The sequence below is a fragment of the Methanomassiliicoccales archaeon genome (genome assembly GCA_026394375.1).
GTDB lineage: Archaea > Thermoplasmatota > Thermoplasmata > Methanomassiliicoccales > UBA472 > JAJRAL01.
The window spans coordinates 1-7,558 of sequence record JAPKYJ010000009.1; the positions used below are offsets into that span (position 1 = coordinate 1).

Genomic DNA, 7,558 nt, shown 5'->3' on the forward strand with positions numbered 1-7,558 from the left:
TCGAGTATCGTGGCAACCAATCTATTACCTTCTTTGACAGCTGGCAATAGGTTGGCCCACACATATTAATTTTGGTAACAATATAGATAACAAACGATAATTATGCTTCAGAATCCGTCAGTTGACTTTTGCAACAAGGCCCTATCAGATTGATTCATGAGGTTCGTTGGTTCATCCGTGACATTCCAAGGAGACATTCACTAGTTGAGACCAGAGGTGCGAATATCTCGGCCAAGAATCGGTCTGTCGCTGCCCAAAGGCGAAAGATGGAATCGGAAACATTCATTTGTTGAGATGGCATCATATTCCCCAAGCCCCGACAGCTATTGGTCGGCAGCCGGGAGCGGAGGTTGAACCAATGACCGATAAGCCAATGGTTTGGATGGACGGAAAGCTGATGGAAGAGGATAAGGCAGTGGTGCCGATAATGACGCACGCCCTGCACTATGGCACGGGCGTGTTCGAGGGCATCCGCGTGTATGAGACCTCCAAGGGCCGGGCGGTCTTTCGCCTCAGGGACCATATGGCGCGCCTACTCGATTCCGCGAAAGCAATAGCCATGCCCATTCCTTACACGGTAGACGAGCTCTGTGAGGCCGTCCGTTTGGTCGTGCGCGAGACCAAGGTGGATGTGGACTATATCCGCCCCATCGCCTTCTACAGCAGCAGCAAGAAGCCCAGGCGCATCGTTCTGGACCCCCGCGATTTCAACGTCTCCGTGGCGATCGCCACTGCTTACATGGGAACATACATGGGCGCAGACGAGATCGAGAACGGCGCGCGCATCATCACCTCCTCCTGGCAGAAGCCCACCAACACCTCCACTTCCCTGCAGGCAAAGATCTGCGGCAACTACGTGAATTCCGTCCTGGCCAAGATCGAATCGAATCAGGCCGGGGCCTCAGAATCGCTCATGCTCAATAACAATGGCACAGTGGCCGAGGGACCGGGTGAGAACGTCTTCATGCTGAGGCACGGCAAGCTCATCACCCCGCCCATCTCCGCTGGCGTCCTGGAGGGGATCACCAGGGACAGCGTCACCATCCTCGCCAGGGACATGGGCATCGAGGTGGTGGAGAGGGAGATCACTCGTTCGGAGATATTCATCGCCGACGAGTTCTTCATGACCGGGACCGCGGCCGAGGTCACGCCCATCTCCTACTTGGATGGAAGAGCGATCGGCACTGGAAAGGCGGGGCCGATCACCAAGAAGCTGCAGAAAGCGTACTTCGACGCCGCTCGGGGTAAAGACCCGAAGTACTCTAGCTGGCTGAACTACGTAGATTGAGTCTGGACACAGCGGTCGCCAACGGATTACGGCATTCCTCGCGATTCCATTGTCGAGTTAACGGGGCCGGAAACCAACAATACCTGCCAAGGCTTTGCGTGTGGGGAGCACCGATGCCGGAACTGCCCGAGGTCGAGATCGTCAGGCGCTACCTGGAGGAACGAACCCTGGGAAAGAGGATCGACTCGGTCAAGGTAATTGACGCATCTATCCTGGAGGGTGTTACGACCAGGAAGCTGATTGATCCGCTCGTCGGCAAATGCTTCACCGCCGCCCGGCGCCACGGCAAGCAGCTCTTCCTGCAGGTGGACGGAGGATTCCTAACGGCGCATCTCGGGATGACTGGGGATCTGATAATGATCGAGAGCGAATCTCCTCTGCCCCGGTTCGCCAGAGTGGTCGTCGGATTCCAGGGCGGCGAACGACTGGTTTTCGAGGACATGCGCAAGTTCGGCGCGGTCGGATTCGTGAAGAGCACGAGCTCTCTAATCATGAGAAAGGGCTTAGGTCCGGACATGCTCCTGGTGCGAGAGAAGGAGTTCCTGGGAAGGGTCAGACGGCACCGAAAGGCCATCAAGACCGTGCTCCTGGACCAGAGGGTCGTGGCTGGAATAGGCAACCTCTATGCCGACGAAGCACTATTCCAATCTGGCATTCATCCGAGCACTTCCGCTTCAGATCCGACGGACGGGGAGATCAAGAGACTCTACAGGAGCATGCGTCGCGTCCTGAAGCGATCTATCCAGGTGCGAACGGATTTCGATCGGCTCCCCCGCACCTTTCTCCTGCGCTCTCGGATCGAAGGAGGGAGGTGTCCGCGTGATCACGCTTCGTTGAGGAGCATTAAGGTGGGCGGGCGGACCACCATATACTGTCCTCGATGCCAGCGACCGCTCAAAGGATAGGGTCGGTCCTTCGCCTCGGTTGCCAAGGAAAGGTCAGGTTTCTTTACCTGGCAGCGATATCCTTCTCGGGAGAAAATGGCGCGGTCCCTTGACGAGACGGACATCGTGCTGATCCAGATGCTTCTGGAGGACAGCCGTCGTCCGGAAAGGCAGGTGGCGGAGTTCCTGGAACTGACGACGGAGGAGGTGAGGCAGCGCATTAGCTCGCTCCACAAGGACGGACTTATCAAGGCCTTTGTCGCCCGCCTCACCCCCTCCTACCTCCGTTCCGTCAACGTCTTTGTCTTCGGTCGATGCGACATCACCTCGCTGGAGGAGGCGAGAACCAAGCTGGGCAAGAACGACGTCTCCTCGTGGACGGGCATTGGCGGAGGATCGCGCACGTACGTGGCCGCCTCGCTGCGTCGGCTCATGTATCTCGACCACTACTTGATGTTCCTGAGGGAGGAGGTGGGAATGCAGGACCTCACCTTCGGAATACGTTCGGGAAAGCCAGACGTTCTTACGGAAAAAAGGGAGCTGGACGCGACGGACTTCCGTATTCTGGCGTCCTTGCATCGCGACGCTCGCAAGAGCCATTTCGAGGTAGTGGAGGAGATCGGGGGAACGTGCGAGGACGTTGAGGCGAGGGTGCAGCGCATGCTCGCCGATGGCAGCGTGGAGTTCTCCATCGAGCTCAACCCAGAGGCCACTGGGGATATCCTCTGTATCTTCCAGTTGTATAGGAGAGGAAGAGGAGATCTTCGCAAGTTCATGCGGGACATGCTCAATCTGCACTCACCCCATATCCTCTTCTTCAATCAGTACCGCAATCTGCCCGACCTCACCATGGCCATGTGCTGGGTGAGGGACATGGGCGCGGTGCGAGAGATCAAGCGCTCCTTCGAACGCCATGGTGATTTCCATCATGTGGAAGCGAATCCGCTGCTGACAACCGGAATGATCGAGAACTGGGCGGACCGGCTGATCGTTGACAAGGCTCGCTCTCCAGACGGTAAGTGATGTTCACTTGCGGAAGGCGCGCAAGAAATTGCCGCTGAACAGTCTCTCCTTCATGTCATCGTCCGCCCAAGCCCCCGTCTTCACCAGGTCGATGAAGTAAGGCTGGGAGTAAGCCAGTTCGAAGAGAGGCCAATCGGTGCCGAAGAAGGTCCGGTCCGGTATCTTCTCCGAAACATCCTTCAACCGACTGAGGACCATCTCTGGGTTCGAGGGCAGCCAGCCCTGCAGAGCGGAGCAATCGGTGTATGCGTTCTCGAAGCGTGCCAGCAGGGGATACATCTCATCCCGGAACTTTCCTCCCATGTGCGCTATCACCAGCTTGAGATCGTGGTGGCGCTCCAGCACCTCTGTGTAGTATGAGGGTCTGGAGAAGTTCTCGTCCAGCGGCCCCCAGACCGCGCCGGAATGCGTGACGACCATGAGACCGAACTCGTCCAGCAGCTTCCAGAACGGCCGGATGCGCTCCTCGTTGGGGAACCAGCCAGTGGGTGGGTAGACCTTCACCCCTCGAGCATCGTGCTTCTTCACATACTTCTCGACCAAGCGGAGCGCCAGCTCGCCCCGCTGCGGGTCCACACCCACGAAGGGGATGAGCTTCTCCGGGTAGACGGAGCAGGACTCGAACACCCAGTCGTTGAAGTACTCCACTCCCTCCTGCGTCGGTCCGACCAGGCCGAAGTCCAGTGGAAGGATGACCGATTTGTCGATCCTCGCTACTTCCATGTTCTGGATGAGCTCGTTGGCGTCCGTTTCCGAAGTGAGCCAATCCTTTCCCCCTTCTTGGGGGCCGCCGCTGAAATAGAGCGCATCTAGCAGCACCAGCGGCTCCAGGTACGCGTCCATTATCACGTTCGGGTACACGCTGCGCTTCCAGATGTGCACGTGGCTGTCGATGATCATGCGCTCGCACACCAAGGCAGTTCCCGGTTATTCAAGCTTGTTCGAGGCTTCGGCTATTCGGACGGGGGCAGAGGATATTTGGGGCGGCAAGCGTCTCCAGGGTGCGGTGGACCAATGAGGAGTCGAATCGTAACGATACTGGTGGCTTCAGTATTGTTCGCGCTCTCTATCGCCTGTCTTCCGACGGCCGCTGCCGTGCATGCGGAGGTAGCGGTCCTGGCCGGGAACAATCACAGCGTCACGCTGCATCTTGACAAAGGGCAGACCCTGATCGTCGGATGGGATTCGACCGTCATCATGGATTTCGAGATCCGGGACGCGGACAACCTTCCGGTACGCAATGAGCTGGACGTGAAGAGCGGCGGGACGATCATCCAGGCGGAGAAGAGCGGGGACTACAAGCTGATCTGGCATAATATTGGCAGTTTGGATGCCAACCTAAGGTACGACTACTACACCGACACCGAGGGGCTCGTTGGCATGGTACTCATGCTCATGGCCATCTCTGCCGTCGCAATAGTCCTCGTACTGATAGTGATCGCCTATCTTGTGTTCTTCAAGCGCAAGGTGCCTCCTCAATTGCCTCCGCAGAACCCTGACTACTAAACGTAGCGAGGACGAGGCAAAACCCTTCCCCCGGATCTTTCCTTTGTCTATTTGATTCGACCAGGCGAAGAGCTCGACCGACCTCTGCATCTTGCCTGCTATGCTCTCTTCCTCAAAGCCCTTTCATGCTCCTCTTTTTGAGTATGAAGCTGGCGCCCGCCAAGAAGACGAACGTGAACAGGACCAGGGCGGCGATATCGATATACCAGGGCATGACCGCCGCCTGCCCCATTCCATGGTTCAGCGCATCGACCAAATAGGTGAGGGGAGAGAACTGCGTGACCAGTCTGGTCGCGCCGCTCATCTCGTTCAAGGGAATGAAGATCCCGGAGATGAAAATGAGCGGGAACCGGACCAAGGCTGCGAGCATCATGATGTTTGCCGGCGTCTTACCGGCCGGGGAAGAGAGCAAGACTCCCAGGGAGGAGAAGCATAGGTTTCCCAGAACGAAGGCTAGGAACACCAACAGCACGTCCGCCAGCTGCAAAGGCAGAAACAGAAAACCCACTACACCAACGATGCTGCTGATAATGAGGCCGAACACCGCCCCCGCGATGACGTCGCCCAGGAGGATGATCTCTATGTTCACCGGATAGGAGAGAAGGCGTTCGAAGGTTCCCTGCTGCTTCTCCCAGGGGACGATGAGGGGCCCTACCGACGATGATGTGAAGAAGAGGGACATGGCCAGGAAGCCAGGGAAGTATCTCTGGACATCCAGCTGCCGGCCGACGAAGAAGGCGAAGAACAGGAACGTGGGCAGGATGAGGCCGAAGATGAACACGGGCGCTTTCTTGTAGTAGATCATCATGTCCTTGCGAGCTGTCACCCTCACCCCGCGGACGAAGATGTGCCAGTTCACGACGGCACCTCGCACAATTTCACGAAAACATCCTCCAGGCTGAGCCAGGCAGTGCTTAGCGAAATGATCCTCAGACCGTGCTCTTTCCTGAAGCCCACTAGATACTCGATGATCGCTTCGGGGTCCTCGGTCAGCAGGCGAAGCTTGTCCCCACACACGTCAACCCTCTGCAGGCTAGGATGCTTCAGGAGGGCTATGTCCACCTGGCGATCGAACGCCACTTCCACCGCCGGGGTGAGCTGGAAGGCCGCCCGCAGCTTCTCCGGGGAGTCGCAGGCCACGACCTTGCCTTTGTTGATGATGCAAACCCTCTGGCACAGGCGGTTCGCCTCCTCGATGTTGTGCGTGGTGAGAATCACCGTGCTTCCACGTTGATTGATCTGCTTGACCTTATCCACGATCAGCCGACGGCTCTGCACGTCCAGTCCCTCGGTCGGTTCGTCGAGGATGAGGAGGGATGGCTCGTAGACAAGCGCGCAGGCGATGCTCACCCTCTGCCGCATGCCCTTGGAGAACTTGCGTACCAGGTCGTGCTTCCTCTCCTTGAGGCCCAGATCGTCTAGCAGGACGTTGCTGCGCTCTTCCCTCTCCATCCTCGGCAATCCGTAGTAACGGCCGACAAGGTCCACGTTATCAAGTGCCGAAAGGTCTGGGTAGACGTTGCCAACCTCAGGGATGACGCCCATCCGCATCTTGGCCTCAAGCGGGTTCCGCGCTAACTCTATTCCATCAATGGTGATGCTGCCGGAGTCGGGCTTCAGCACCCCGGTGACCATGCGGATGGTGGTGGTCTTGCCCGCTCCGTTGGGGCCGAGAAGGCCGAAGAACTCGCCCTTCTGGACGATCAGTTCAACATTGTCCACGGCCGTGATCTGGCCAAAACGCTTGGTCAGGCGCTCGACCCTCAAAGCAGGTTCCACGATACCCGGAGTGGCCGTCTGTTCAGAAATAGTTGCTCTATGGACCTAGCGACCATCGCGATGGATATCGTCCTTCATGCGCAGGGTTGGATGCATTCGATAATGCGAAATAGTGCGTTTCACGATCCAAGCTCATATATATGGGCACAGTTAACGCACTTAATGGATGGAGCCTCCATCCATACTAATCTACTTATTAACAATTGACGTTCTGGGGACGATACTCGCTATGCTTGCGAGGGGGTGGTAACTAGTGAAGAGAGAAGAAATTCTAGCTGGATTGGAAAAATCGGTGGTGGGTGGCAAGAAGGACGAGGCGATTAAGAACGCCAAGGCCGCCCTGGAATCCGGAGTCAAGGCGCTGGATGCGATCGATCATGGGCTCATCAAGGGAATGACCATCGTAGGCGACAAGTATGCCGTCCACGAGCTGTACCTTCCCCAGGTGCTCCTGGCAGCCGATGCCATGTACGGAGCGCTGGACGTGCTCATACCCCACATCCCTAAGGAGGATGCCAAGAAGCGCGTCGGCGTCGTCATCGGCGTCGTCGAAGGCGATGTGCACGACATCGGCAAGAACCTGGTAAAGACCATGTTCACCGCTGGTGGAATGAGCGTCACTGACCTTGGCCGCGATGTCCCCATCGAGAACTTTGTCAACAACGTCAAGGAGAAGGATGCGAACGTAGTGGCCATGAGCACCCTCATGACCCCGACCATGGACGGCATGAAGCTGTGCGTCGATGGCCTGATCGAATCGGGCCTGAGGATGAAAGTGAAGGTCATCATCGGCGGCGCTCCGACCTCCCAGGAGTTCGCGGACGACATCGGCGCCGACCTGCACGGCATCAACGCGCAGGAAGCGGTGTCAAAGGTGAAGGGGGTGCTTCAGACATGATGAATCACATCGAGAGGGCTGTCAATTCCCTTCAGGACAAGCCGGTCGACCGTCTCACGGCCTATCCGATCGCCACCGGCGTGCAGCGCAGGCTGCTGAGCACCCCGACCACCTACGCCGAATGGTGCTCTGACCCAAGGAAGTACGCGGAAGGCTTCATAGCCGGACAGAAGGCCATGG

9 protein-coding genes are annotated in these 7,558 nt (G+C 57.6%); 6 read left to right on the forward strand and 3 right to left on the reverse strand.

Translation table 11 applies throughout. From position 1 onward, the window contains the following. Positions 1-358 precede the first annotated feature (358 nt). From NT137_01550 to NT137_01560, 3 genes are all read left to right on the forward strand, one after another. Positions 359-1,288 (forward strand): branched-chain amino acid transaminase, encoded by a 930-nt coding sequence (locus tag NT137_01550; GenBank protein ID MCX6652028.1) that lies wholly within the window; start codon positions 359-361, stop codon positions 1,286-1,288. A 113-nt stretch (positions 1,289-1,401) separates the two neighbouring features. Continuing rightward, positions 1,402-2,193: a hypothetical protein gene (locus tag NT137_01555; GenBank protein MCX6652029.1), complete on the forward strand. Its 792-nt coding sequence runs from the start codon at positions 1,402-1,404 to the stop codon at positions 2,191-2,193. A gap of 75 nt (positions 2,194-2,268) precedes the next feature. Beyond that, positions 2,269-3,195: an AsnC family transcriptional regulator gene (locus NT137_01560; protein MCX6652030.1), complete on the forward strand. Its 927-nt coding sequence runs from the start codon at positions 2,269-2,271 to the stop codon at positions 3,193-3,195. A 3-nt stretch (positions 3,196-3,198) separates the two neighbouring features. Here NT137_01560 and NT137_01565 read toward each other — a convergent pair whose 3' ends face one another. Further along, the gene (locus NT137_01565; GenBank protein ID MCX6652031.1) at positions 3,199-4,095 is read right to left on the reverse strand and encodes an amidohydrolase family protein; all 897 of its coding nucleotides are present in this window, start codon (positions 4,093-4,095) and stop codon (positions 3,199-3,201) included. A 114-nt stretch (positions 4,096-4,209) separates the two neighbouring features. Between NT137_01565 and NT137_01570 the strand changes: the two genes are divergently transcribed. Next, positions 4,210-4,701, forward strand: a complete 492-nt coding sequence (locus NT137_01570; GenBank protein ID MCX6652032.1) for a hypothetical protein — start codon at positions 4,210-4,212, stop codon at positions 4,699-4,701. 112 nt (positions 4,702-4,813) lie between these two features. On the opposite strand, the gene NT137_01575 is transcribed toward NT137_01570, so the two are convergent. Both NT137_01575 and NT137_01580 read right to left on the reverse strand, forming a co-directional pair. Then, complete coding sequence (locus NT137_01575; GenBank protein ID MCX6652033.1) at positions 4,814-5,560, reverse strand: ABC transporter permease; 747 nt, start codon at positions 5,558-5,560, stop codon at positions 4,814-4,816. Further along, positions 5,557-6,480: an ABC transporter ATP-binding protein gene (locus NT137_01580; GenBank protein ID MCX6652034.1), complete on the reverse strand. Its 924-nt coding sequence runs from the start codon at positions 6,478-6,480 to the stop codon at positions 5,557-5,559. Before NT137_01580 ends, NT137_01575 begins: the two co-directional genes overlap by 4 nt. Before the next feature lie 253 nt (positions 6,481-6,733). Here NT137_01580 and NT137_01585 point away from each other — a divergent pair, with 253 nt between their 5' ends. Next, positions 6,734-7,378 (forward strand): cobalamin-dependent protein, encoded by a 645-nt coding sequence (locus NT137_01585; protein ID MCX6652035.1) that lies wholly within the window; start codon positions 6,734-6,736, stop codon positions 7,376-7,378. Further along, on the forward strand, positions 7,375-7,558 hold a 184-nt coding region (locus NT137_01590), incomplete at its 3' end, for a hypothetical protein (protein MCX6652036.1). The genes NT137_01585 and NT137_01590, both read left to right, overlap by 4 nt.

What these genes read in the sequence shown, in the direction of transcription:
- NT137_01550 (MCX6652028.1), top strand. Translation starts at nt 359, where the DNA reads ATGACCGATAAGCCAATGGTTTGGATGGACGGAAAGCTGATGGAAGAG.
- NT137_01555 (MCX6652029.1), top strand. Translation starts at nt 1,402, where the DNA reads ATGCCGGAACTGCCCGAGGTCGAGATCGTCAGGCGCTACCTGGAGGAA.
- NT137_01560 (MCX6652030.1), top strand. Translation starts at nt 2,269, where the DNA reads ATGGCGCGGTCCCTTGACGAGACGGACATCGTGCTGATCCAGATGCTT.
- NT137_01565 (MCX6652031.1), bottom strand. Translation starts at nt 4,095, where the DNA reads ATGATCATCGACAGCCACGTGCACATCTGGAAGCGCAGCGTGTACCCG.
- NT137_01570 (MCX6652032.1), top strand. Translation starts at nt 4,210, where the DNA reads ATGAGGAGTCGAATCGTAACGATACTGGTGGCTTCAGTATTGTTCGCG.